Annotated in this window: 18 protein-coding genes; 10 read left to right on the forward strand and 8 right to left on the reverse strand. The window is 32.3% G+C overall.

Annotated elements, in window-relative coordinates:
• Positions 1-214 precede the first annotated feature (214 nt).
• From ACFFGA_RS00005 to ACFFGA_RS00025, 5 genes are all read right to left on the reverse strand, one after another.
• Entirely contained in the window at positions 215-2185 is a 1971-nt protein-coding gene (locus tag ACFFGA_RS00005) for a putative porin (protein WP_386057823.1), read from the reverse strand.
• Between the two features lie 131 nt (positions 2186-2316).
• On the reverse strand, positions 2317-4308 hold the full coding sequence (locus ACFFGA_RS00010) for a S8 family serine peptidase (RefSeq protein ID WP_386057826.1): 1992 nt from the start codon (positions 4306-4308) through the stop codon (positions 2317-2319).
• A gap of 105 nt (positions 4309-4413) precedes the next feature.
• A complete protein-coding gene (locus ACFFGA_RS00015; protein WP_386057829.1) occupies positions 4414-5133 on the reverse strand; it encodes a hypothetical protein in 720 nt (239 codons plus the stop codon).
• A gap of 12 nt (positions 5134-5145) precedes the next feature.
• Positions 5146-6630 (reverse strand): RagB/SusD family nutrient uptake outer membrane protein, encoded by a 1485-nt coding sequence (locus ACFFGA_RS00020; RefSeq protein ID WP_386057831.1) that lies wholly within the window; start codon positions 6628-6630, stop codon positions 5146-5148.
• Positions 6631-6646: 16 nt separating this feature from the next.
• The gene (locus ACFFGA_RS00025; RefSeq protein WP_386057834.1) at positions 6647-9892 is read right to left on the reverse strand and encodes a SusC/RagA family TonB-linked outer membrane protein; all 3246 of its coding nucleotides are present in this window, start codon (positions 9890-9892) and stop codon (positions 6647-6649) included.
• Positions 9893-10106: 214 nt separating this feature from the next.
• On the opposite strand from ACFFGA_RS00025, the gene rnhB reads away from it, so the two are divergent.
• The 8 genes from rnhB to ACFFGA_RS00065 all read left to right on the forward strand — a co-directional run bounded on the left by rnhB (position 10107) and on the right by ACFFGA_RS00065 (position 21300).
• The gene (rnhB, locus tag ACFFGA_RS00030) at positions 10107-10709 is read left to right on the forward strand and encodes a ribonuclease HII (protein WP_386057837.1); all 603 of its coding nucleotides are present in this window, start codon (positions 10107-10109) and stop codon (positions 10707-10709) included.
• A 32-nt stretch (positions 10710-10741) separates the two neighbouring features.
• Entirely contained in the window at positions 10742-13105 is a 2364-nt protein-coding gene (locus ACFFGA_RS00035; protein WP_386057840.1) for a ribonuclease HII, read from the forward strand.
• 265 nt (positions 13106-13370) lie between these two features.
• The gene (locus ACFFGA_RS00040; RefSeq protein WP_386057843.1) at positions 13371-14420 is read left to right on the forward strand and encodes a nucleoid-associated protein; all 1050 of its coding nucleotides are present in this window, start codon (positions 13371-13373) and stop codon (positions 14418-14420) included.
• Positions 14421-14465: 45 nt separating this feature from the next.
• Positions 14466-16295, forward strand: coding sequence for a transglutaminase-like domain-containing protein (locus ACFFGA_RS00045; protein WP_386057846.1), 1830 nt, complete (start codon positions 14466-14468; stop codon positions 16293-16295).
• Positions 16261-18288 (forward strand): DUF3858 domain-containing protein, encoded by a 2028-nt coding sequence (locus ACFFGA_RS00050; protein WP_386057849.1) that lies wholly within the window; start codon positions 16261-16263, stop codon positions 18286-18288. The genes ACFFGA_RS00045 and ACFFGA_RS00050 overlap by 35 nt, the downstream gene beginning before the upstream one ends.
• Before the next feature lie 156 nt (positions 18289-18444).
• Complete coding sequence (locus ACFFGA_RS00055) at positions 18445-19347, forward strand: hypothetical protein (protein WP_386057852.1); 903 nt, start codon at positions 18445-18447, stop codon at positions 19345-19347.
• Positions 19344-20216: a TraB/GumN family protein gene (locus tag ACFFGA_RS00060; RefSeq protein ID WP_386057855.1), complete on the forward strand. Its 873-nt coding sequence runs from the start codon at positions 19344-19346 to the stop codon at positions 20214-20216. Before ACFFGA_RS00055 ends, ACFFGA_RS00060 begins: the two co-directional genes overlap by 4 nt.
• A gap of 172 nt (positions 20217-20388) precedes the next feature.
• Positions 20389-21300: a TolB family protein gene (locus ACFFGA_RS00065; protein WP_386057858.1), complete on the forward strand. Its 912-nt coding sequence runs from the start codon at positions 20389-20391 to the stop codon at positions 21298-21300.
• 127 nt (positions 21301-21427) lie between these two features.
• Here ACFFGA_RS00065 and lipB read toward each other — a convergent pair whose 3' ends face one another.
• The 3 genes from lipB to ACFFGA_RS00080 all read right to left on the reverse strand — a co-directional run bounded on the left by lipB (position 21428) and on the right by ACFFGA_RS00080 (position 23309).
• Positions 21428-22126: a lipoyl(octanoyl) transferase LipB gene (gene lipB / locus ACFFGA_RS00070; RefSeq protein ID WP_386057860.1), complete on the reverse strand. Its 699-nt coding sequence runs from the start codon at positions 22124-22126 to the stop codon at positions 21428-21430.
• Positions 22127-22129: 3 nt separating this feature from the next.
• Complete coding sequence (locus ACFFGA_RS00075) at positions 22130-22939, reverse strand: hypothetical protein (protein WP_386057862.1); 810 nt, start codon at positions 22937-22939, stop codon at positions 22130-22132.
• A gap of 211 nt (positions 22940-23150) precedes the next feature.
• A complete protein-coding gene (locus ACFFGA_RS00080) occupies positions 23151-23309 on the reverse strand; it encodes a YqaE/Pmp3 family membrane protein (RefSeq protein ID WP_092446701.1) in 159 nt (52 codons plus the stop codon).
• A 184-nt stretch (positions 23310-23493) separates the two neighbouring features.
• Between ACFFGA_RS00080 and ACFFGA_RS00085 the strand changes: the two genes are divergently transcribed.
• Together ACFFGA_RS00085 and ACFFGA_RS00090 are read left to right on the forward strand one after the other, a co-directional pair.
• Positions 23494-24552 (forward strand): response regulator transcription factor, encoded by a 1059-nt coding sequence (locus ACFFGA_RS00085; protein WP_386057866.1) that lies wholly within the window; start codon positions 23494-23496, stop codon positions 24550-24552.
• 109 nt (positions 24553-24661) lie between these two features.
• The gene (locus ACFFGA_RS00090) at positions 24662-25069 is read left to right on the forward strand and encodes a DUF1573 domain-containing protein (protein WP_386057869.1); all 408 of its coding nucleotides are present in this window, start codon (positions 24662-24664) and stop codon (positions 25067-25069) included.
• Positions 25070-25155: the final 86 nt, after the last annotated feature.

Raw genomic sequence — 25155 nt, forward strand, 5'->3', positions numbered from 1 at the left:
CTACTTTTTTTGAAACTCTAAATTCCTTGAAAATGAACGACCGAAAACCAAACTTTCGTTTTTGTTTCGGGGTGCAAATATAAAACCCTTTTTTAATCCCACAACACCTTTTTTATATTTATTTTTTACTTTTTTCTACTAAGCTTATTTACAGAGAATTGTAAAGAGTAATTATTTAAAATATATTATGACTACAAATGATTTAGGCATCTACTTATAAGAAGAAATCCCAAACCAAACCAAAACGGATGGTAAAATCTCTGTATGGGTGATTAGGTGCAGAAAAATAATCATAACCAGTAAAAGAAGAATTGAAGTGCTCTGCTTTAAAGAATATACGAGTCTGTCTGATCTTTGCATTAATAAAAAAATCTAATCTAGGGAATCCCCCTAATTCAGTTTCATTTTGAGTATAGAATTCAGCTAGTAAAGGATCATAACCATTCATATTATATTTAGTAAAATAATTGAGTGTTACGCCTGTTTGCAATTTCATTGCCTTTTTAAAAACTTGATTAGAATAGTAAAGTGTATTTCTTGTTATGATAGCTGGCACATTAAGGACATCTATGTCACTCACAACATTTTGATACATAATCGTATTGTCTAGCGCAAAATGTCCTAAACGAAACTCCTTTTGTACTTTGAGTCTTAAATATTGTAATGAATTATTATACTGCTCTGGTTTAATTATTTTGATGTTTTCAGCATTTCTTTCATCTAAATTAAAGTACGTATAGTTTTCTATGTTTGATATATCTATAGTTGCATTAATATATTTATCTGAATTTATTTTAAATTTTAATTGCTGAATATTAATATTTCTAAAATCCTCAAAATTATACCAGTTATAATTAATATAGTCACTTTGGTATAATAGGAAGTTATAATTTGGGAGTCTGGAGTTAATTATGAGACCACCACTTAATTGAATGTCTTTGTTTAGTCTTAAGCTTAAATCAGTATCAATAAAGCTACCGACAAACTCATCAGATAAATTTAATCCAGCTTTAGAATTTAAGGTAATAGAATTTATTGTTTTAGAATATGCTGCGTCAGCACTTATGAAATTAGACTTAATTCGGTTTGGTACTGTTTCATCAGGAAATATTACCAAACTGTTATAACCATAATTGATATCTGTATAGCTTAACTCAAACTTTAAATTACCTAAAATATTATTATAATACTCTATCCCTAGACTAGATTTAAAATCTTCTAGTGTAACCTTATCATTTATATCATTTGTAAAAGAATCCCCAAAATAACTATTAGAGGGTGAACTTTGCCAATATTGATAATACTTGTCTTCAAAAGAAATTTCATTAATTATAGCAAGCCTGTTCTTGTTTAGTGAATCCTTTTTCTTAATTAAATCATAAGAATGATTAAAAAAGAAACGCTTACCAATAAGTATACTTTCACCATTTTCAAAACTCATATCAAAAACTGATCTATCAATAAAATCTTCCTCTCCAGATACAAAATTCTCAATATCCTCATCCAAAATCCCTCCATTTTCTTGATTTAACAAATCCTGCATTACAATATGCCCTTTTGCTTTGTACCTCTCGTTTTTAGTCTTATAATTGGATGTAAAGCGAAAATTACCTGAGCTTGTTAAAGCGTTTTGATAGTTTCCGAGAGATCTTAACCCCTTATATGCTATTGAGAAATTAATTTGTTTGGATAAGTTTATTGCAAAAAATGCATCGAGCATTTGACCTTGTTCAAATGCTGTTTTATAGGTTAACCGTGTCCATGGAGTAGGTACTTCATAATATTTTATATCATCACTCTCTATATAATTAAAATGTCTAGCTCTTGCACCAAAAAGTGGGTTTGTTTCATTTTTTATAACATCAAAACTAAGTGAATTGTATGTCTGCCCTATGTTAGCAAATGGCATTAAACCAAAATTATCTTTTTGAAGATAATTAAACTTATATTCTTTTTTTATAGATAGTGTGGTATCTACAGATATTGTATCTTTTTCATTATTAAACTGCAAATACATATCTATTGAAGCTAATTTATCATAACCATTAGAACGTTTGGTAAAAGAAGAATCTCCATCAAAAGTTTTGCCTGTATTTCGGACATTTGCATTATTAAGCTTTACCTGAGAAGAAATCTCTGATATAATTAAAAAGAAACATAAGGTTATAAAATATTTAATGTGCATTTGATTAGATATAAACTTCAAACAAAGTAAACTATAAATTATTGTTTTTTTTGATAACATTTACAAATTACTTAACATAAAAAAGACCAACAAATAGTATTGTTGGTCTTTTTTTTGTTATTATCTTAATCTTATTCAATAATAAGCTTATGTGATGTTGATTTATTTCCTTCTGAAATATTAACCAAATAAACACCAGATTTAATACCGTTAAGAGATATTGTCTCCTTAAAAACTGAAGATGAGTTTATAAAGCTATTATTATAAACCTTTCTGCCTCTTAGGTCATAAACTTCAACTTTAACATTATTATCAACACTATTTAAGTTAGATTGGAAACTAATAGTAAATTCACCATTTGAAGGGTTAGGATAAACAGATAAGTTTTCTAACAAGTTATTATCATCCACTCCCAATGTAAGGTTACTACCTGTAATAATTAATGAAAAATCTTGACTTTGAGGGTCAAAAGGACCACCTACATTTCCTTGTAAAGTTCCTTTATGGGTAACAGTTAATGTATATGAACCAGCTGTTGGTGCATCAATTTCAATTACCTCAATGTTATCCACTGAATTATCTGCTTTAGAATTTGAAAAACCAGTTGAAGCAGAATAGTCAAGCTTCCAAGGAAAAAATGTTGTTCCGTCCTTTTCAAGTCTTAAATCTAAATCATTTACAAGTCTAGGTGTTTGATCATTAGCTACACCATTAGTTGCAATATTACCAGGCATATCTGTCCAACATATGGTTGCTTTTAATTTTTCACCTGCTTGAGCTGAAAAAGTAAATGTATATGTTCCGCCTTCGTCTAAAGTTAATTCATCAATTACAGACTGACTGTTTTGATCTTCAAGAATAGTCTCAGCAGAGGCTTTGGCATTTAAAAAGCCCCAACCAAATTTTGGATCTGGGCCTACTACATTAATATCATCAATAGCAGTATGGCATACTAAACCTTTTAACGTAGATGAATTCATATATACACCATGAAGCTGATGATAATATTGCTGCAAAAGTACTAGGGAACCTGATGTATTTGGTGCAGACATTGATGTGCCAGAATATGTAGCATAAGCATCTGTTGGAATGGAAGACGTTAAATTTGTTCCATCTGCTGCCAAATCTGGTTTTATTCTTAAATCATCCGTAGGTCCTTGACTACTCCCAGAGTTAATTACTAAATTAGTAATTTCATAGTTTCCGCTAAAAATGGGTTGTTCTGATACAGTTGGATTTGCATTTGCTATGACTAAACTATTTTTCGCGTTTTTATCAGTAGTTAATTTATCATATCCAGCATATAAGCCTCCAGAATAAGAAGTTGTTCCCGAATTACCTGCGGAAGCTACTATTAAATACTTTGGGTTATTTCTAGCTATGTTATCAATATCTCTTGCATCTTGAGTATATGCTCCCATCCACCATGCATCTAAGTAATCACCATTATTATTAACTATTGGTACACCATATGAATGATTAGAAATAATTATAGGATCAGTTGCAGCATTAACAGCTGAAATCATTTCTGTTTCGTCATTTGACCAATTGTAACTTTTAATATTAACATTTGGAGCCATACCTAAAGCAGATGCACTAACCCCTTTGGCACCAATAGTACCAGATACATGAGTAGCATGAAAACTAAATGAACCTGAATCACCATCTACAATTGCATTATCTATTATAGTTACTCGAGAACCCGTATCTGTACTATTTGCAAATTCTGGATGAGAAGCTTGAGCTGGTCCGCCATCCCAAACACCAACAGTAACACCTGACCCATCTAAATTTAAACCAAGACTTCCACCAACTTGCAAATGATTTATTTTTGTTGCTCTACCTGCGCTTAGATTATATGTTGATCTATAGATGGGCTTACCATCAATTACATCATAAATATATTCTATATGATTGCCGTCAGATAATGACTTTTTTATATTTGGGTTATTCAATAAAAAGGTATTGACTCTTTCTAACCTCTCATTTTCTTGTTGTTTAAGTTCATTAAACAATTCTTTGTTAGCTTCTGAAGCATTGCTACTTAATTCTTGTGAAGAAACAATATTAGAAGAAACAAAAAAAGCAATTAATAAAATACAGTATTGTAAACTTTTTCTCATAATAAAATTTTGACGCAATATAATGATTTATTAAATAATTATATGTTAAAAAAAAGCCACCTTATTAAATAAGGTGGCTTTTACTATTAGTATAAATACTATATATTAATTTACAGTAAATTGTGCTGATGAATTGAAACCTGCTAAAGTAGTTTCAGCAACTAAAGTTGCACCTCCTGAAGTAACAGAATAAGTACTTCCACCATCTCCATAAGAGTCATAGACAACTACACCGTAGTTACCAGCTGGTAAACAAAAATCATAAGTGAAATCTGTAAAGTCATCAGCTGGGTTATTATATGGACCGCCTGAATAGATTACAGTAGGTGTACCTGATAAATCATAGATTTCCCATGTTGTTTCATCTGGCCAATCATCAGTTGTAAGTAATAACGTTACTAAAGTATCTAAACAAGTTTCTGTAAAGTTTAAAGTAACAGCATTACCAAAATCCATACCAGCTTCATCAAGAAAATCTAAAACCAACGTTTGGTTAACAAACCCTAAATCATCGTTGTCTGTTACTGTTACAGTAAGAGTTCCAACATTAGAACCTCCAGGTATAGTAACTGTACTTGGTACAGTGTATGGTGATGCTAAAGTAGACGCATCATCAACTACTACAGTAAATGAACGATCTGAGCTCGATGTTTCACTTGCCGCTACTTTAACATCAAATGTTTGAGTAGCACCTTGATCTACTGTAAATGCTATTGGACCTTGTTCAAAACCAACATAGTTTTTTAAATCCGAGCTATCATCATGCTCACAGTTAAATAAGACTAACGCAATTAATATTGCAAAAACTCTATAATATTTTTTCATAAAATAATAATTTTAGTTGTTTTGCCCTGTAATACTAGGGTTGTTCTCTATTTCTGTATCAGGAATTTGGAAAGTCATTTCATCAGAATTATAACTAAACGACTCTCCTGCACGATACACGTGGTTAGTACCTCTAGTTACCGTAGCTTGATTACGCTTCATAGCAAAATAACTCTTTCCTTCTCCCCAAAGTTCAATTCTAGTTTGCAAATAAATTGCATCAAGAAGAGCTTGTCCAGAAAGTGGGTTGATATAAGCTGCTGCTTCAGCGGCACCTAAACGACTGCTTAAAAGTTCAATCATTCTAGCTTTTGCTGCAGGCTCATTTCCTGTTCTAGCAGCAGATTCAGCACTTAATAAATAAAACTCTTCAACTCTCATATGAACTAAATCAGTAGTAATGATATACTGACCACCGATAGTTCTTCCCGGATCGAAGAATTTATTAATTGGTTGTAAAGGTGCTGTACCTGTACCAAATTGATTCTTTCTAACATCGTTAGCTGGAATTTGAGAATATAACAAATCATCTATAGATTTATGGTCTCCAGCCCATGCATAACTATAAGTAAAGCAATCTACTTGTCCCCACCAATCAATTAATTGGTGACCTAAATCTTCTACAAGATCGTAACCCCAAATCCATGAAGCTGTATTTACATCATTGAAACCAGATCCAGCACCAGGGAAAGCTAATTGACCTGCTGTAGTTAATGGATAACCACTAGCAATAACAGCATCAGCTTGAATTTTTGCATTTGCAAAATCACCCATTGCACCGTAAGTATAAGCTAAAAATCCTTGTGCTACCGTTTTATCTACTAAATTTTTAGCCTCACGAGTATAACCATCTAGTAATTGAATAGCATGTGTTAAATCACTAACAACTTGATCATAAATATCACCAGCTGGTACCTTAGCTAAACTATAAATATCTATATTATAGAAAGGCAATACTTCTTGATTAGGATCATAAGTTCCTTGATATAATTGTAATAGATAAAAATACGCATATGCACGATAAATTTTTGCTTGTCCTAAAATACGCTTACCTTCATCTGTTTCAGGTTCTGCATTGTTACCACCAATACTATTAATAACATTATTAGCTACACTAACAATTCTATAATAGTACTTCCAAGTAATATCATTCTCTTCTTGAGTAAAATCTACTGTACTAATAAGGTTTGCTGAATCGTTATACCATCCATAAGCACTACCAGAAAGCGCCATATCTCCACAAATCATATCTGTCCAGATATCAACCATTTTTTGTCCAAAATCAAAATGACGTGAACCTGTTATTCCAAATGGTTCAATTATAAGACTGGTAATACCATTCAACGAACCGTCTAAAAGTTGAGGATAGTTATCTGAGTGTTCTGCAATACCTGATGCAGTTAGAACATTAGTCTGTTCTCCTTCTAAAAATTCTTCGTTACAGCCCAGAAATAATACTGAGCAGAACATAATCGAGTAAATTAACTTTTTTTTCATAATCATCATTTTTTTTTTAAAATTCTATTTTTGCTCCAACACTAAAGGTTGTCGTTGGCATATAGATACCTGAGTTTGACGACCCAATTAAAGTAGTTGGATTTAGTCCATCTCTTGCGCTTAACATCATTAAGTTATCACCTGTAACAAAAATATTAAACCTAGATAAGCCTAACGCTTCAACAGCATCAGCTGGCAATGAATAACCTAACCTAACGTTATTCAATGACAAGTAATCCGCTTTAGTTAAAAAACGTGAAGAAGTAGAAGCGAACTGAGTATCAGTATTAAAACCTGCAGACTGTCTTGGGATATTAGTTATATCACCAGGCTGCGTCCAAGCATCTTGCATATCTGAGTGATAGTTACTAGTACCAATTAAATCTCTATTCTCCATTAATCTTGAATAACCATTATCATAAACATAACCACCTACGCTATATCCAAATTGAGCTGATAAATCAAAATTCTTATATCCTGTATTTAAACGGAAACTACCTCTAATTTTAGGTATAGCAGATTTACCTACATACTTTTGAGTTGCATCAGCATACACATTAGTTGTAGTTCTCTCTACATTTACATCATCATTTTGATCAAGATAATTCACCATATTTAAAATACGCACATCTCCATTTGCTTCATTAAAAATACCATCATTATCAACATCGTTAAAGTAAGAATACCATAAACCAGCTCCTGTCGCAGGATCTACTCCAGCCCATTCTCTCATATAAAAATCATATATAGAATGTCCTTTAGAGTAAGAATAAAGTCCGTTTGCTATATCAAGAGGCTTAGGCTCTCCTGTAAAATAATCTCTTGGCATCTCCACAATTTCATTGTCAAAGATTTCACCATTAACATTAAATGATAATCTAAAATCATTTTGTGGTTTAAACACTTGTACTGTAGCATTGAATTCCAAACCACTGTTTCTTAATTTACCATCGTTATATCTGATGAAAGTATCACCAGGTGATGGAGATAAAGTTTGTGTAAAGAAAAGGTTTGTTGTATTCTTCACATAGTAATCAACATCTAAACTTAAGTATTCATTAAACCAAGTACTTTCAAAACCTACTTGCATAATTTTTGATGTCTCCCATGTTAACTCGTCATTTGGTGCTTCACCAGTTGGAGAATAAGATATTGACCCATCAACTGTATTGTTTATAGAAAAGAACTGGTATCCATAAAGTGTATTAACACCTTGATCACCAATAACTCCATAACTTCCTTTAAGCTTTAAATAATCAAGGAAATCTACATTAAAGAAGTCTTCGTTAGACACAACCCATCCAAGACCTACAGAGCCAAAAGTACCCCATTTATCTTTAATGAATCGAGAAGAACCATCACGTCTAACCGACCCTGTTACAAAATACTTTTGATTGAAATTATAGTTTAATTGCGCAAAGTAACTATCTAAACTTCTTCTTGTAGTAGAATTACTTGCACGACCAAAAGGTGTAGTATATTGATCTAAACTTAATGAAAGAGGAATAATTGCAGTTTGTGCAGAAGCACTTAACGTCTCATATCTATTCACCGTAGATTCATGTGCTACAAAAGCATCAACACTATGATTACCATATTGCTTAGAAAAACGCAACATCTGTAAAAAGTTTTGATTTATATTAGTTTGCTCTTGTTTGAATAAGAACCCTTGGCTCGAAGATCCACTTCCATAATATGGATTAGATACAGAACTAGCATTATACGTATTAAGCTGACCGCTATAACGCGTCTCAAACTTTAACCAATCTGTAATATCAATACCTACATTAAAGTTTCCTAACACTGTTGTTACATCAGTTCTGTCAAGATCATATATAGCATCAGCAATACCATTTGTAGCATTCCAAGCTCTACGCCCATACTCATTACCATAATCATATTGAAAACCACCATAAATTGGATCTTCAATTAAAACCCCATTAGGATCCCTAAGGTAAATATCATAAATTGCAGGTGTAGTATTAGTTAAAGCAAAAATGTTTCCTGAACTACCTGCCGCACCTTCATTCCCTGAAGAGTTAGTATATCTACCACCAGTAAAGGCAATATTACTTCCTATAGTCAACCAATCAACTGGTTTATGCTCTACATTTAATCTTGTAGTATAACGTGTATAATTTGATTTTATAGTATAACCTTCTTCATCTAAGTACCCAAATGATGCTGAAAAACGTGTTTTTTCGTTACCACCTCTTACCTGAACATTACCTTCAGTTCTAAGACCTGTATTAAAAGCAGCATCAGACCACCTTGTTGGCGTGAATTTTCTACTAATACCTGAATTAAACTCACCTGTAGTAGGGTTAATTAAATCTGAACCAGCAGCATCCCAGATATTATAAGCATTATTAATACCTTCTACTGTTCCATACAAATTAGCACTTGCCCAAGCTGCAGGATCAGCTTCACCTAACAATAATCCTTTATTCTTTAGTGAACGCCATGCCAATTCAATATAATCCTCTGGAGTATCGATAATATCGTATTGTGGTAAAAACAAAGTATTTACACTTGTTTTAAAATCAACAGAAACAACAGTTTTACCTATTTTCCCTTGCTTTGTTGTAATAACAATTACACCATTTGCACCTCTAGATCCGTAGATAGAAGTTGCAGCCGCATCCTTAAGAACAGTCATATTCTCAATATCAGCAGGGTTAATAGAAGAAAGATCACTCGCATAAGGAGCACCATCTACAATATACAAAGGACTTTGGTTACCATTAACAGAACCAAATCCACGAATACGCACAGCTGCATCAGAACCTGGAGCACCAGAAGTTGTGATAACATTTACACCAGCTACCTCACCTCTAAGAGCTTGAGATACATTGGAAACCGCTTTAGCCTCAACATTCTCTGTGTCAATTTTTGTAGCTGTACCAGTATAAGCTTCTTTAGTTGTAGTACCATAACCAACAACTATTACTTCGTCTAAAGCATTATCAAATTCTAACGCTACATCATAAGTATTACCAGAGCCAATTAGCACCTCTGAATTCTTCATACCTACATAAGAGATTACTAAAATCTCTCCTTGACTGACTTGGATAGAATATTTTCCATCAAAATCTGTTTGTTGACCTCTAGAGGTCCCTTTTACAATTACACTAGCACCTGGAAGGGGTAAACCATCGTCTGCTGTTGTAACTGTACCTGTGACAGTTTTCTCTTGTGCAAAAGAAAATTGCATCACGAACGCCATAAAAAGCGTTAATAACCATGTTAACTTTAATTTCATAAAACAATTATTTGAGTTAGTCTAGTTGCAAACATCTTAATTAAATATTAAATAAGCAAGTGTTTTTGCCAAAAAAATGTTAATGCTTTTGCTAATCTGTCAACATATCACTTAAATCATTTTTTTAATGTTTTAAACATATAACTCATTAACTAGATACAAAAACTGTAAAAGGGTTGCGTTAAAATTTTAACTTTGTTGAAACTTTAACATTTTGGCTTTAAAAATTCAGTTATCTTCTTTTGACTTGGAGTGTGGCACAGACGAGGCTGGCAGAGGTTGTCTAGCAGGTCCTGTGACTGCATCGGCAGTTATTCTGCCATCAACATTTCAAAACTCCATATTAAATGACTCCAAACAACTTTCAGAAAAAAAAAGGGTTTTATTAAAACCTTTAATTGAATCTGAAGCTATTTCTTTTGCTGTACATCATGTTTTTGAAAACGAAATAGACAGTATTAATATCTTAAATGCATCGATAAAAGCAATGCATGGGTCAATTTCTCAACTAAATGTTATTCCTAATTATATAATTGTAGATGGCAACAGATTTAAACCTTACAAATCTGTTCCATACAAAACCATAGTTAAAGGAGACAGCAAGTACCTAAACATTGCCGCTGCTTCCATCTTAGCAAAAACATATAGAGATGCTTACATGGAAAAAATACATGAAGAATTCCCAATGTACAACTGGAAAAAAAACAAAGGATACCCAACAAAAGAACACAGAGCGGCAATTGAAAAATATGGTGTAACTAAATACCATAGAAAATCATTTAGATTATTGCCCGAGCAATACCGTTTGGACTTATAACTTTTTATATTTGCAGTGATTTAACTATTACAATGAAGCGACTTGTTTTTTTATTGGTTTTGTTCTCTATCATTATGTCTTGCCAAAAAGACTACAACAAGACTGAATTATCTTATAAATTCTTACCATCAGAAACGAATACAATAATTGTAGTAAATGAGCTCAATGATTTTATAAAGAGTATTGAAAACCATGACATTTTATCTGGTGTCTATAATAAGGAGTTAAAAACAACCTCTGCTGTTTTAGAAAATCTCAATACAACAAAGCAACTTTTTATTGGGCTTTTTGACGAAAGTAAATCAGATTATCTCATTTTAACAGAGAATGATTCTACTTTGTTTATAATAGACTCTATTCAAAACCACATCTCCGAAACCATAACTGAATTTAAAATTCAAAAAACTCAAATAGACTCATCCGTTTTCTACCACAAAATTTTGGGTAATGTATTTGCTGCATCTAACAATATAGATCTTATAAAATCTTTAAACACCAAACATAAGAATACTGGTTTCACTAATTTACTTGAAACTACAGAACCCAAATCCGTAGCATCTGTTGTCTTTAAATCCAACTCGCCTAGCTTTTCAAAATTATTATTTTACAAACGTGATGAAAGTTCAAGTCGTAACTATTCTGTGCTAGACTTAAATTACTCTGACAACAACCTAAGTTATAATGGCATTATTACTTCTAGTGATTCTACCGAAATTAAAATTGATTGTTTTAAGAATACCGTTCCTCAAAAAACAAACACTGTAAAAATTAGCCCTTCCTCTACAGATGAATTATTAAGTATTGCGTTTGATGACTTTTCAGTGTTCAACAGAAATCTTGCTCAATTAAATAGGTTAGAAATTGATAGCACCCAAACCTTTTTAAAATTCACTAATGAAATAGCTTTAATTAAGGATGCTATTATACTTCATTCCTTGGATTCAGATATGGTTTTAGAGACTATTGAGAATAAATTAAATCTCGAGACCTTTAGAGACATAGACATTTATGAGTATGGTAATCCAGATTTTTTTATATCTAGATTAAAGCCTTTTATGGAACTGGAAAATGCTCAGTACTTTTCAATTTTTGAAAACTTCATTATTTTTTCAAACTCCTTAGACACACTAAAGTCAATACTTACCGACGCGCTCAACAACAATACCATAGCAAATACGGATGCGTTTAAACATATTAGTGAGAACTTAAGTGATGAAGCATCATTATTCTTATTCAAAAACTCCGAAGGTTTATCCAACACCTTAGAAAAAAACGTCAAAGGTTATAATGCCAATGCTGTTCAGTATATATACGAAGATAATTATGCTCATGTTCATGGAGTTATTCAAAAATTCAAAAAAAGAGGGCCTTCTAACTCTATTACCGAAGCATTTACCACAAGTTTTGATGCAGAACTCGTTTCCGCACCACAAACCGTAAAAAATCATATTACAAAAGCCTACGATATTGCTGCGCAAGATGTAAACAATGTACTGTACCTTATCTCTAGCTCAGGCAGTGTGCTTTGGAAAAAACAATTACATGGCATGATTTTAGGTAAGATAGAACAAATAGACACCTATAAAAACGGTAGGCTACAACTGGTATTTGCAACTAGTAACAGACTTTATGTTCTGGATAGAAATGGTAATGATGTTGGTCAATTTCCATTAAAGTTCAATGATAAGATTACACAACCTTTATCGGTTTTTGATTATGATAAAAATAAAAACTACAGACTACTAGTTACGCAAGGGAAAGAGTTATTGATGTATGATGCCAAGGGTAAATCTATAAATGGATTTAAATATCAAAACAACGGCTCTAATATTACAACCCAACCTAAGCATTTTAGAATTGGAAGCAAGGATTACATTGCTTTTGGAGCAGGTGAAAATCTAAAAATCCTTAATCGCCAAGGCAGCATAAGAGTAAATGTTAAGGATAAAATTTCCTTTTCAGAAAATGAGCTATATCTCTATCAAAACAAGTTTACAACAACAAATAATTTAGGGCAATTAGTACAGGTTGACACTAAAGGAAAGTTGAGTACAAAAAATTTAAACCTCACCAACAAACATAAAATTGAAACTACGAGCAAAACTCTGGTATCAATGACCGAAAACAAGCTGAACATAAAATCCAGAAGCATTAATCTAGATTATGGTGACTACACAGATCCTAAAATCTACTATCTCAATGATAAAATTTATGTGACGACTACAGATTTACAATCTAAAAAAGTGTACTTATTTGATAGCCAAGCAAAAGCCATTCCTAACTTTCCTGTTTTTGGAACTTCGGCAGCAGAATTGCAAGAGTTGGATAAAGACAATGGGCTTGAGCTTATTACGCAAACCGATAGCAAAACAATTGTGGTGTACAAACTACATTAAAAGTACATTTCATTTTTTTGTATCAATAGTTATTCTTAATTTTAGACAGCTATTAATCAACAACTTATAAGTCTTGAATTTCTAACACTTTCTCTTAACTCATAATTTGTTTCAAGAGGCACCAAAAAGCCTTTGTATAAAATATAACGATAACCAAATCTCGAAGTCCCTGAGTCTGAAACGCCAAATTTATTTTTGGCGTTTCTTTAGTTTTAAGGGTTTCATTTTGTAGTATTGTAAACGAAAAAATAGATAAGAATTCAACATGATAAAACGTCAAAAAGCTGCTTTAAAACAGTGTATTATCCACAAAGTCGGCAACAAATTTAACGGCACAAAAAATGCCTTTTCTAACGCAACTGTAGATTTTGATGAAGCCACATACAACTTAATGCTGCCTTACCTTTTAAAGCCTTTTGTTAGTGTCGCAGAAAGCTATCGTTTTCATCATCATAGCGATGTTGGTCTCAACGAAATTAACACATACTCAGAACAACTTTTTAAGGAAGAAGCAGACTTTGTAGAAACCTCACAACATATTGTTACACATCTTTTTGAGCAAAGTAATTCTGCACAAATAAAAACAGGAGATGTATTGATTTGCCATTTTGAAAACGTACAATACGAGGACTATTTTACAGATGCTATTGGTATCTTTAAAATTGAAAATAAAACAGAATTTTTTCAGACTTATTTAGAAGGCAACAACTACGATATATTAGTGCAAAAGGGCATTCAAGCCAAGAAAGTAGATAAAGGCTGTTTAATCCTGAATACTTCCGATACAGAAGGCAAAATTGTATTCAGCGTAGACAACAACACTTACGACACACAATATTGGATTAAAAGCTTCCTTAACATTAAATATCCGGACGATAGCAACCAACATACCAAGAACTACATTGAACTTTGCAGGGAATTTTCTAAAGAAGTTTTACAACCTAATTTTGGTGGCCAAGAGCAAAGCAATTTCTTAGCTAAAACAGTTGACTTTTTTAAAGAAAATGAAATTGTGAATGTTGAAACCTTTAAAGAAGAAGTTTTTGATGAAGAGGACCAAATACAACTCTTTGAAGACTACAAAAAAAGTTACGAGTCTGAAAACAAAGTGCTCATTCGCAATCAGTTTGACGTCTCTGAAATTGCCTTAAAAAAGCAAAAACAAAAGATTAAAACAGAAATAAAACTAGACACCAACATACAGATTAAACTAGATGTAGATGCACCTGATGCTTCTGCAGAATATCTAGAACGCGGTTACGACGATGAGAAAAAAATGCACTTTTATAAGGTGTTTTTTAATGCTGAGGCTTAGTTTGATTTTTTCAGAATTTTAAGTAACTTCGTTTAACACCTCCTTATGAAGAACCTCATTAAAGTATTATTTTTTTTATTTTTTGCCTTTTTCAATATAAAAGGAACTGCCCAAAACATCCATTTATTATCGAAATCGGAAAAAATTGAAGTTAAAGAGGACTCTTCTTTTGTAAATGAAATCTCAATCATATTTAAAAAGAGCGAATCACAGCGTATATACCCTATTTTCTATGATACAGAACTAGAACAAATAGCTGACATTCAGCTTTTTGAAAAAAAGGGAAAGCGTTTTAAAAAAATAGCCATAAGAAAAATTTATGAAGAAGATGTTAAGCTAGATTATATAACAAGCAAGAAGATTAAATCTGTAGTAATTCCTGCAGATAAGGAAATAAAGTTAACATATTTGGTATCGTGCAAAGAGTTAATGTATTTTTCAAGATTAGAATTCTTTTCTTATGACGAGATAGACACGTTAAAATACCAAATAAAAGTTCCGAAAAAATTTGACTTAGCCTATAATACCATATATAAGGATTCATTATCCTTTTATGCTATAGACTCTACCAAAACTAGCACAGGCTACCAATGGAATATTAAAGTATCACCAAACAAAGTAGAACCAGATCCACTTCAGTTTTTTGGAATATACAAGAATATGAAAGTTCCGTTAATGCGAACTCTTATAATGCCAAATTCGCTGAAAGACCAACCAATCAAATATATGAATGATTGGTATTTTAAAAATGTAATTCCAAAAAAAGGATTAAACGCTTCAGTAAAACAGAAAATTGACGAACTAACAGCTAATGTTTCAGACCCATTAGAGATTGTAAATATTATTTATAGTTACGTAAAAAGTAATTTTAAATATGTAGCTATAGAAATTGGAATGGGTGCTTTTATCCCTTCTCATGCTAATGAGGTCTTTTTAAACAAACAAGGTGATTGCAAAGACCTTTCAAATTTTTTATCTGAAGCATTAAAATACAAAGGTATTGAGAGTGATATTGCTTTAGCCGCTACTTTTGACCACATTAGTGATTGTGATTTCCCCTCTTTAAGTTCGGCTAATCATGTTATTGGAATTGCATATATAAATGGCAAGACGATATTACTAGACCCTACAGATGCAATTCATATAGAAGGAACACCTGTGCAAAGCTTACAAGATCGTACTATTTTGATTGTAAATTCTAAAGGAGGCTCATTTTTTGAAGTAGAGCGATTTAGCCCTCAACAAAATGAAATTTATTATCAAATGGATTTAAAATTAGACTCTAATAACATGCTCATAAATGGTATATTTAATATTGATTACAATGGTATATCTAGTAATTATTTAAAGCGCATTATTAATAGCGAAGGTAAAAAAGAGTTTAAAAATTTTGCAAAATCGCACTACGAAGAAATTTTCGGAAATCAATCTGTCTCTGGTTTGATTTTGAAGGATGAATTGAAAAAACTACATTTAGAAGGAGATATTTCAATTACTGGCAAAACTTTTAATGACGGCTCTAATAAGTATTTGTTTATTGATTTTTTACCTAGGCTTATAGAAACGGAAAGTAGAGAAACATTAATTGAAGGCACCTATTTAAGAAATCCTTTTTACAAAAAAATAAGAGCAAAAATAAGAATGGACGAGCCTATAGAAGTTTTTAATACTATTGAGCATGTTTACGAAGGAGACGGTATATCACTTAACATAAAAATAAAAGCAATCTCAAATTTAGAAATTGAATGCAGTTATGATTTTATATTTGAGCATATATTTATAGACCAGAAAAACATTGGTAAAACAAATGAAATCTTAAAATCATTTAAAAAAATAATTAATGAACCCGTTGTTCTCCAAAAACAAAAAAATTAGCCTAGCTTCTATTTGTGCAGGCATACTTTTTTATAGCTTCAGCTCTACTGTTAACGACAAAATAACCGATCCCTTTTTAGCGATTTGCAAAAATTCGGATGCCTATTACACTCATTCCTATATAGATGTTTCATATTCTAAAAATTGGTTACGCTACAAGAAGTATGTTTCAATTAATAATAAATTAGTAGTAAATTCTAATAAAGGTGTAGAAGACTATGCCTTTTTAAACTTAAGTGAGTATCAGAGTAACCATTTAATTAAGATTAAAATAAGAACCCTAAAAGCAGACGGCTCTATAGTTGAGCTAGATTCTAGTTTAGTATTTGAGCGAACTGCAAAAAATAAAAAATTTGGACCTATTAGTTACCCTATTCCTGCTGTAGAACCAGGTGACACGATTGAAACAAACTATGTATATTATGAGAATTTAAAAGAATCTGAATTAATGGATTATGTAAACTTACACTCAAGTTTACCTAGTAAAAATTCTCAATACTCTATAAAAATTGGTTCAGATTTAGCTGTCAGGTATAAACCTTATAATGGCTTTCCTGAGCCAGGAGTTAACTCTAATGATTCACAAATCTATTTACAGTTTTCCATGGACAATTTAAAGGGAATAGAAGTGAATGAGCACAATTGTCTTCCTTGTGAAAAACCGTATTTGTACTACTCTTTAGAAAAAAAGGACAGCGAAGTAAGAACTTGGAAGGATGTTTATAATGAAGAGTTTAATTTCCTCACACAACCATTGGCATTAGACTACGATAATTCGTCCTATTACAAAAGATGGAAGCGTAGAGTAATTGATGTTGCAAAAGATAGCTCAAAGTATTATAAACTAAACTTGTTGTATTCAGAGGTATTAAATAATTTTAAGATAGAGCCTATTCAAGAAAATGAATTTATAAAATCCAATGGTTACTTTCTAAAACAAAAAAGGTTTGATGAAATTAGCATTAGAAGGTTTTATAGGCAAATTTTAGAGGATTTAGAAATTGAATATTGGGCAGTATTTGGCAGAAACAAACGTTCAGGAAATATTGACACAAATTATATTAGAAAAGGTGAGTATGACCATATCTTTTTTGCATACGAAAATGAAAATGGATCAATTACTTTTTTATACCCTCATAATGAAATGTATAAGTATCAAATTGATGAAATTCCAACATCCTTATACAGTACAGAAGCTGTTTTAGTTAAACCTTTTATAAAAGAAAAAAAGAGAAGAAAAGATAAGTTTATAGATAGAGATCTAGAACTTGCCACTGTCGATTCTGTTTCTATAGCAGCAATTAGTTTACCAGGAATGGATTCTAATTATAATTTTATCAATCAAATAATATCTAGCGATGTAGATGTAGAAGAAAAGAAAACCTCTTTTAAATATAGGTTTAAAGTATCTGGAGGATTATCTACAGAATTAAGAGCCTTCTTTGAAATGTTGAATAAAAATGAAGAAGCTAGTAATTTTTATGATGCTTTAGTAGAATTTGAAGGCAACGATAACACAATGCAAATTGACACCGTAACAAGTGTAGACCTAAATAGTAATAAGCCTTTTGCTTATAATATGAGCGGAGAAGGTGTATTAAATAATGTCGTCACCTTTATTAATGATAGTTTAATAAGTTTATCTATTGACAAATTGATTCAGCATAATCAAATAGAAACGAGCTCTAACACTTCAGAACTTAATTATTATCTAGATTACAGTTACTCTGATCGTTTTACATGCTACTTAAACTTCCCTAGTAATATAGAGGTTTTAGGGCTTGAAAATGGAAATATAGATTTTAAAAATGATTTTGGAGAATACTTCTTCGAACTAAAAAAGAGAAAGGAAAACCAACTAATAATACAATCAAATTATATAATTATAAAAAGCATAATTCCGAAAGAAAACTATAATGAATTGAAGTTGTTAAATGAAGAGGTTAAAAACGCAAAAAGCATGCGATTAATTGTTAAGTTAAAAGGCGATTAATACTTTTCAATCTAAATATTAACCTTTGCAGAATACTTAGAACGTGATAACGACGATGAAAAAATGCACTTTTATAAGGTGTTTTTTAATGCTGAGGCTTAGTTTGATTTTTTAGTAATTTTCAATTAAATTCGTTTACCTGTTAAGTTGGGTAGAATGAATTATAAATCTTTATATACCATCTTCATTTGTGCACTAATGTTTGTCGTAACATTAGTAGTACACGCTCATCCAACAGGTAATATGATAACGGTTGGTGATAATGTGCTTTGGTCCTACATAAATCCAATAGATGACCCTAACCACAAAGCATGTGTAATGCTATGGAAAAAAGGTACTAATCCAAAAGTCTTTATACAATCCGATTATGCCGCAAGCGACTATATATTATACAGTAATAAAAAAGAAATTTACATCATAGAGAGAAGGTATATCGATGAACGTCAAGAGTTCAAAATAAGAATTTTAAAAACCACCATAGACAGTACACCAACAGTTATATGGGATTGGTTTAAGGACGACTGGCGCATCGGTGAAGGTGGCTTTTTTATGCTTTCTGACAACCACATTGTTTTTGGTAGTTACCCTCTAGTTTATAGTTTAGAAAAAGGTAAAAAACCTGAAACATATTTTGAATTTGATCAGAATATAAACAGAATTAGAGCCGTAGATAACAACCTTATCCTCTTACTAAATGATAACACTTGTTATTTGGTTGAGCAAAACGGTAAAGTATTAAAATCATGGCATAATTTGATTGATAATACGGTTGACAATGCGCCATTAAACCGAAATCAACTTTTTGATGCAGACTATCGTAACGGAAAATTACTTATAGCATATTGGGGCAACAGGTCGTTTGATAGTGTTGATGAAAACGGAGACCACAAAACTATTCTTCAGCAAACAGCTCCATCAGTACCACATTGGGTTGCGTTTTTTAAAGATGAATTGCTCTTATTTTCTTCATTTTTAATATTTGACGGAAGCACACCACAACCTAATCTATTAATGGTTAATGAAGAGAATAGTATAAATCAAATCTGGAGCAAACCATGAATGGAATATCAAAAATATTGGTGCTATTAACCTTTTTGGTGATTCAATTTTCAGCTGCTCAAGAATCTAGTACAACTAACACCATTTTATTTAAAATAGAAAAGCCAAATTCAGACTACACTTCATATTTATTTGGCACGCATCATGCGTTTGGAAAAACGTTTTTCGATTCCTTAACCAATGCTAATAAAAGCCTCAGAAATTGCAACGTTTTAATAAAGGAAAACCTAAATATTCCTGGGCAGATGGCAGAAGACATTATAAACAGAAGAACCAAACAAACCAAATGGAACAAGTATCTAAGCAAAGACAATCTAGCCTATATTGAAAACTTATTTGCAAGCAGTCCTACCGATTTTAAAAAAATGACTCCGCCAGAAATGTATGCCTTTCTAAATCGGTATTATAAAGCACAATTTTGCTTAGCAAAGGATTCTACCGATACGTCCAATTCCTTAGATGACTATATAGGCCTAAAAGCGGAGCAGCTAAACATAAAACTAGTAGGTCTTGAAACCACAGAAGAACAGATAGCACTCCTCAATAAAGACATAGAAGGAATGCCCAGAAAGGTGCATAAAAAAAGATTTGCAAACCTCATAAAACGTATTAAAGCTGGGCAACCTACTGACTGCGAAGAAACGGATTGGTACGAGCAAATGGACATTGAATACCAACTCAATGAACGTTGCCAAAACGCACTGATATTAACCGACAGAAATAACAAATGGATGAAAGTTATAAGCCAACAACTTGAATTAAATAATTGCTTCATTGCTGTTGGACTAAGCCATTTAATGTTTGAATGCGGACTTATTAACCAGTTGCAAAAACTTGGTTATACTATAACACCTTTTAAAGCAAAATAAATCCTTCAATTAACGGAAAGCTAAATGCTTTTTTAATACAACGGCTTAGCTTGACTTTATAAATTTTAAAGCCTAACTTCGTTTACTTGTGCTAAACTTGTTTCAGTAACGTCTGATTTGATATATTGAAATTATCTCATACTATTAATATTACAGTAAACAAAACAAACTAATGGATACATTTAAATTTTTGATGTTTCTTTTAATTTTCACCTCGTGCAAAGAGGTTAAAAAGGAAATACTAAACCATGAGACACTATCATTAAACCAAGAAATTGCTTTTGTGACTGATAGAGACGGTAACTCTGAAATATATGTAATGGATATTAATGGGGAGAATCTGCGAAATATTACAAATCATGATTCTCTCGACTTTAGTCCTTCTTGGTCTGGTGATGGGAAAAGGCTTTATTTCTATTCTAAAAGAGATGGTAACCCAGAAATATATTCTCTAAAATCTGACGGGTCTGATATAAAGCGACTAACAAATCATCCAACATCTGACGTACTTCCTGAATTATCACCAGATGGAGAGACAATTGTCTTTATGAGTGAAAGAGATTCTCTTTCTAGAAACATATATCTCATGAACAAAGACGGTTCAAATATTAGGCAATTAACACAAAATAGATTCTATGAAGAAAGTCCTAGTTGGTCTAATGATGGTCAAAAAATTATATTTACCAGACAATTACGTGATTCATCGGACACTTCACACGCTGCAAATGGTGAAATACATATAATGGATGCCAATAGTAAAAATGTCAGGCGACTAACTAACAAAATTGGTTACGATTCTGGAGCTAAATTTTCTCCCAACGGAAAACAAATAGCTTTTTATGGAATCAATGGTACTAATTGGGACTTATTTGTAATGAACTCTGATGGAACAAATTTGTACAATCTTACCAATGACAGTATTGAATGTTATTCACCAGATTGGTCCACAGATGGACAATGGCTTGTTTATACAGCAGGAAGTAAAGGAAATTACAATATTTGGAAAATAAACATTAGCACAAAAGAACGAATTCAATTAACCAATACAAATGGCAGAAATGAGAGTCCTGTTTGGAAAAAATAACAAGCTATCAACCAAAGCTTTAAGTAATTGTTTATTCTCACCTAATTGGAAATCCAAAACAGAATCTCCAACTTAGTACATATTTGCGAAGTTAAGTGCTAAACCTAGCAACTACATATATCAAAAGTTAAACGAGTTCAGCCTCAAAAAGCTCCTCAAAATGCTTCAAAAGCTTAGCTTTAACCGCTTCCTCATCTACTCTATCCATACCCAATTCGTTATTTAAAGATGTTACCGCTTTCCCTCTAATTCCACAAGGAATAATATTATCAAAATAACCCAAATCAGCATTTATGTTAAGTGCAAAACCATGCATGGTTACCCAACGACTGGCACGCACTCCCATAGCACAGATTTTGCGCGCAAACGGAGTGCCAACATCTAACCACACACCTGTTTCACCAGGACTGCGTTCGGCTTTTAAACCGTATTCTGCCAAAGTGAGAATAATCATTTCTTCTAAAAAGCGTAAGTACTTGTGTATGTCTGTAAAGAAGTTATCTAAGTCCAAAATTGGATAACCTACAATCTGCCCAGGACCATGGTAGGTAATATCTCCCCCTCTATTTATTTTGTAAAATGTAGCTCCTTTTTCGGTAAGTTGGGCTTCAGAAAGCAACAGATTAGACATGTCACCACTTTTGCCCAAAGTATAAACATGAGGATGCTCTACAAAGAGGAAATGATTGTCGGTTTCTAAACCTGCATCTTCTCTTCTATTCTTTATTTTGGTATCTAAAATGGCTTTAAAAAGGGTTTCTTGGTAGTCCCAAGTCTCTTTAAAATCCTTTAAGCCTAAGTCTTGGAGCTTTACGGTTTTATTCAAATCTTAATCTTCTAAAACAACATCTATATTCATGAGTGTATTATTCTTGTGCATATCACTCATAGCTACTCTGTAAGTTACTGTTTTACCATCTTCAGATATAACCGCACCTATTTGCGAGACAGATTTTACCTTTCTTGGAAATTTATAAACCAAAGTATAATATGCCGTTGAAAAAATCTCTTCAAATTGCATTTCAAATTGCTTTGCCATATCACTCTCCTCTTCTTCATAACCATCTTCTTCCTCATCCATATCATCTTCCAAATCACTTGTTTCTGGCAATTCTGGATGATATCTGCTAAATGTATTATTATCAAAAGAATATGTAATCTTATCTGTTTTGGTTAATTCATCCAATTGTCCTTCTGGAGCTTGTCCATCAGAGTTCCCTACACCTTTAGCAACATCTAAGGCATCATCTACCTGTTCTGTTATGCTTTTTAATTCCTCAAAAGCAACAAAAGGCTTCGTCATATGAAATTCAAAAACACCTTCTTCTTCATTCATATGCATATCCATAACCATCCCTCTTAGTTTTTCCATACGTTCGCGTTGGTCAGCTGAAAGTGCAGCAATACTATCCTTGTGTGTTTCAAATAAATCATTGAAAACAATGGTGGTATCTATTTTTTCTTTTGCTGGTCGTTCCACAGAAGATGGTCGGTTAGAATTGGCATAGTTCATCATCGGAGACAAATCAAATGACGATGTATATTCACCACCCATATCTTTGTTAAAAACAATGGATTCAGTAACATTACAACTCGTTAAAAAACAAGCAAAAACAAACAATAGTAATAATCTTTTCATTCCCATCCTAACCTTCCCAACGGGAAGGAATTTTATTATTGATTCATAAACCACAAAGATAACCAAAAAAATAGGCTTTTAGTAGGTTGCAAAAACCTATAGGCAAACTTCTGTAAATTATTTTATAGCCGTTTTTCCCCTTTGGGGAAATCGAAGATTCAACGATACAATCATTTTAAATAGGATATTGAGTTAAATTAAAAGGGGCTATTTATCGCTCAGGATTATTTAAGATCACTAATGCAGCAATAACGCCTGGAACCCAACCGCAAAGCCATAGTAAAAAAGTGATCAGGATTGAGCCACAACCTTTGTCTAAAACCGCTAAAGGTGGGCAAATAATGGACAGTATAACACGCCAGATACTCATAATTTCGTTTTTATACTAAAACAAGTTCAGTAAGATTGATTGATGTACAAATAAGACGTCGTTTTACTAAATTTGTTACACTTATTTAGCCCAAATTTAGAACATGAGTATGAGCGCAATGGGTTTTTCCCCTCTGAGGAAATAAAAAGGGGCTTTTGTTTTTAAAATTTTGTAGTTTCGTTTTATGCGATTGCCATTTTTTATACTGTTTTTATCAATTTCACTCTTTTGTGAGGCACAATATTCGTTCTCTGGCTATGTAAATCCAGACGAATGGAATAATAACGTGTACCTTTCTATTGTTGAAGATTACCGAAAAATGTCTGGCGTTTATTCCGAACAAATTATTGCCAAAACTACAGCAGATTCTACTGGTTTTTTCGAATTTACAGGCAATATATTGGATGCCGAAAATAGGATTTATCGTATTCATGTAGATAAATGTACAGAAACTCAACAAGGACCAAACCACTTTAATGGGCATTGTAACGATAGTGAAGAACTGTTATTTATTGCCAAAAACACAGACACGTTAAAACTGCCCTTTTCCTTTGGAAACCAAGTCTTCTGCACAATAGAATCTAACAACCCTAAGGCGAATGCATTTGTAAGGATAGATTCACTAAAAAATGATATGCGTTTTGCTTATGGTGAATTTAGAAGTGAAGCCAACCGAAAACTGAACAACAAAAAATGGTTTAAAGCCTTACAAACTTATGGTGAAGCCCTAAACGAACCTATTGCAGAGTTATCCATTTTTGCATACTTATCGGATAGAAGTAGTGATTTGCACAACTATTATGTTGAAGACTTGAAGAATAACAGTTACTATGATGATTTAAAGCAACGTCTTCAAGACACCTATCCAAACGCTCCTTACACCAAGCAATACATCAACGAGTTAGCTGCAGATCGTTATATGTTGGCTTCTTCTGGTGGAAATAATTCAGGCTCAAATACTAACATTTATCTTTACTTAATTTTAATACTTTCATTTCTGTTAAATGCCTTTTTACTGTATCGCAACTGGAAAGTAAAACAATCGAAAACTGAGGATTTAAAAGCCAAATTATCCAAACAAGAACAGGTGGTTTTAGAGCATTTACTCAAAGACAAAACCAATAAAGATATTGCAGAAGCACTTTTTTTGAGTGTTAGCACTGTAAAATCGCACACCAATAACATCTACAAGAAATTGAACGTGCAATCCAGAGACGACGCAAAATCACTGTTTATCAAATAGTTAAAAAATTCAACCTAGGTACTAGTACCGATTTCCAACCTTAATTTTTCAAATTTTACATCGATAAGCTTGATGTTTGTTTCATTATTAATTATAAAACAAATTTATTATGAAACGAACATTAAACATCGTCATTCTATTAGCATTGACTTTAGGTTTATTTAATGCTGCACCAGCAGAATTAGATAAATATGATAGCAAAATAGCTGTCATAAAATTTAAAACCGAAGTTATCGATTACGGTACGGTAGAACAAAATTCAGATGGTACAAGAACCTTCACTTTTACCAATACTGGCAATGCTCCTTTACTAATTACTAATGTAAAAACAAGCTGCGGTTGCACAGTACCAAGCTATTCTAAAGCGCCTATACAACCAGGAGATTCAGGTGAATTAGAGATTAAGTACAATACCAAAAAACTTGGTGCTTTTACTAAGACAGTAACTGTTACATCTAATGCAGAAGGTGGAAACAAAATCCTAAAAATAAAAGGAAATATTGTGGCAGCTAAGTAAGCTAAACCCACAAATGTCACACTGAGTGCAGTCGAAGTGCTTTAAAACTAATAGCTATTCGACTGCATGCAAGGTGACAACCTATC

This window comes from Winogradskyella pulchriflava (assembly GCF_042434315.1).
GTDB lineage: Bacteria > Bacteroidota > Bacteroidia > Flavobacteriales > Flavobacteriaceae > Winogradskyella > Winogradskyella pulchriflava.

Bases quoted from the DNA above. Each gene is read 5' to 3' on its own strand.
- ACFFGA_RS00005 (WP_386057823.1), bottom strand. From the start codon at position 2,185: ATGCACATTAAATATTTTATAACCTTATGTTTCTTTTTAATTATATCA.
- ACFFGA_RS00010 (WP_386057826.1), bottom strand. From the start codon at position 4,308: ATGAGAAAAAGTTTACAATACTGTATTTTATTAATTGCTTTTTTTGTT.
- ACFFGA_RS00015 (WP_386057829.1), bottom strand. From the start codon at position 5,133: ATGAAAAAATATTATAGAGTTTTTGCAATATTAATTGCGTTAGTCTTA.
- ACFFGA_RS00020 (WP_386057831.1), bottom strand. From the start codon at position 6,630: ATGAAAAAAAAGTTAATTTACTCGATTATGTTCTGCTCAGTATTATTT.
- ACFFGA_RS00025 (WP_386057834.1), bottom strand. From the start codon at position 9,892: ATGAAATTAAAGTTAACATGGTTATTAACGCTTTTTATGGCGTTCGTG.
- ACFFGA_RS00035 (WP_386057840.1), top strand. From the start codon at position 10,742: ATGAAGCGACTTGTTTTTTTATTGGTTTTGTTCTCTATCATTATGTCT.
- ACFFGA_RS00040 (WP_386057843.1), top strand. From the start codon at position 13,371: ATGATAAAACGTCAAAAAGCTGCTTTAAAACAGTGTATTATCCACAAA.
- ACFFGA_RS00045 (WP_386057846.1), top strand. From the start codon at position 14,466: ATGAAGAACCTCATTAAAGTATTATTTTTTTTATTTTTTGCCTTTTTC.
- ACFFGA_RS00050 (WP_386057849.1), top strand. From the start codon at position 16,261: ATGAACCCGTTGTTCTCCAAAAACAAAAAAATTAGCCTAGCTTCTATT.
- ACFFGA_RS00055 (WP_386057852.1), top strand. From the start codon at position 18,445: ATGAATTATAAATCTTTATATACCATCTTCATTTGTGCACTAATGTTT.
- ACFFGA_RS00060 (WP_386057855.1), top strand. From the start codon at position 19,344: ATGAATGGAATATCAAAAATATTGGTGCTATTAACCTTTTTGGTGATT.
- ACFFGA_RS00065 (WP_386057858.1), top strand. From the start codon at position 20,389: ATGGATACATTTAAATTTTTGATGTTTCTTTTAATTTTCACCTCGTGC.
- ACFFGA_RS00075 (WP_386057862.1), bottom strand. From the start codon at position 22,939: ATGAAAAGATTATTACTATTGTTTGTTTTTGCTTGTTTTTTAACGAGT.
- ACFFGA_RS00080 (WP_092446701.1), bottom strand. From the start codon at position 23,309: ATGAGTATCTGGCGTGTTATACTGTCCATTATTTGCCCACCTTTAGCG.
- ACFFGA_RS00085 (WP_386057866.1), top strand. From the start codon at position 23,494: ATGCGATTGCCATTTTTTATACTGTTTTTATCAATTTCACTCTTTTGT.
- ACFFGA_RS00090 (WP_386057869.1), top strand. From the start codon at position 24,662: ATGAAACGAACATTAAACATCGTCATTCTATTAGCATTGACTTTAGGT.